Origin of the sequence: Microvirga tunisiensis (assembly GCF_009296175.1) — a bacterium.
Lineage (GTDB): Bacteria > Pseudomonadota > Alphaproteobacteria > Rhizobiales > Beijerinckiaceae > Microvirga > Microvirga tunisiensis.
Genome location: NZ_VOSK01000867.1, coordinates 1 through 935, shown reverse-complemented (window position 1 = coordinate 935; position 935 = coordinate 1). Strand labels below are relative to the sequence as shown.

General features: G+C 49.6%; 1 protein-coding gene. It reads left to right on the top strand.

Annotated elements, in window-relative coordinates; genetic code table 11:
* The first annotated feature begins 149 nt into the window (after nt 1-149).
* Nucleotides 150-812, top strand: a complete 663-nt coding sequence (locus FS320_RS44210; protein ID WP_152718760.1) for a hypothetical protein — start codon at nt 150-152, stop codon at nt 810-812.
* Nucleotides 813-935 lie beyond the last annotated feature (123 nt).

Sequence of the window (935 nt, the reverse complement as noted above, 5' to 3'; positions counted from 1 at the left end):
GGCTTGGGTCCCATGGCAAAACACCAGCTTTTGGGGGGTCACTTCCCAGAAGCTGGCATTTTACGATGCTTCGCGAAGACAAAGAATCCTTCAGCCTCAATCAGTTGTGGGTTATTTCAGGGCCGACGACTTAATATCTGGGCTTCGCAATGGCTAAGAAGAACTACGATGCGGAAAGAAAGAAGGCCGCAACTGCACTTAGACAACTGGGTAGTATCCTCACTAAAAAACAAGTCTGTGCTGATATTGGTCCTCTCAATAGTGCGGCAGAGCAGTGCTCGAAACCGGCACACTATGGTGCGAACTCGTGGGGATATGACATCTCAAATCTAAGATTTGAGTTATCGGATCCTCGAAAATCCCTTCCTGCAAAAACACGCAATTTGCGAATAGAACTGAGCATCAGCCTAAACGGCTCCTTTGATGCTGACGTCGATGACCAGTTCAAGGACTTGGAGATAAACATCGAGAAGTATGTAATCGATAGAGACGGCGTCGAGTTAAAGGCCTCATGGCATTTCGACCGTCATATTGTCGACCTCACAAAGGATGTCCCTGACGAAACGGTGGATGTCCATCCGCTATATCACTTCCAATATGGCGGGGCAAAAATGCATCCTATTGGAGATAGACTTGGAAAGACATTTTTGATTGACCCTCCTCGATTGATGCATCCGCCGATGGATGGAATCCTCGCCGTAGACTTTGTTCTGGCAAACTATGCGGGCGCTGTCTGGAAAAAGCTGAGGGACGACTCTCAGTATATGAATCTGGTTAATGAAAAACTGAACCAATACTGGAAGCCGTACTGACCTGCCACTGAAGTTTCATCCAGCCGCTGTTAGAGCCTCGGCAGGTGATACGCCTTCTGGCGCGACAGGAGCAAGGGGCCAGCGCGCGGAGCCTGTCCGTTGCGCAGCGTGATGGTCCCTTGC

Coding starts and splice junctions, on each gene's coding strand:
- FS320_RS44210 (WP_152718760.1), top strand. CDS start 150: ATGGCTAAGAAGAACTACGATGCGGAAAGAAAGAAGGCCGCAACTGCA.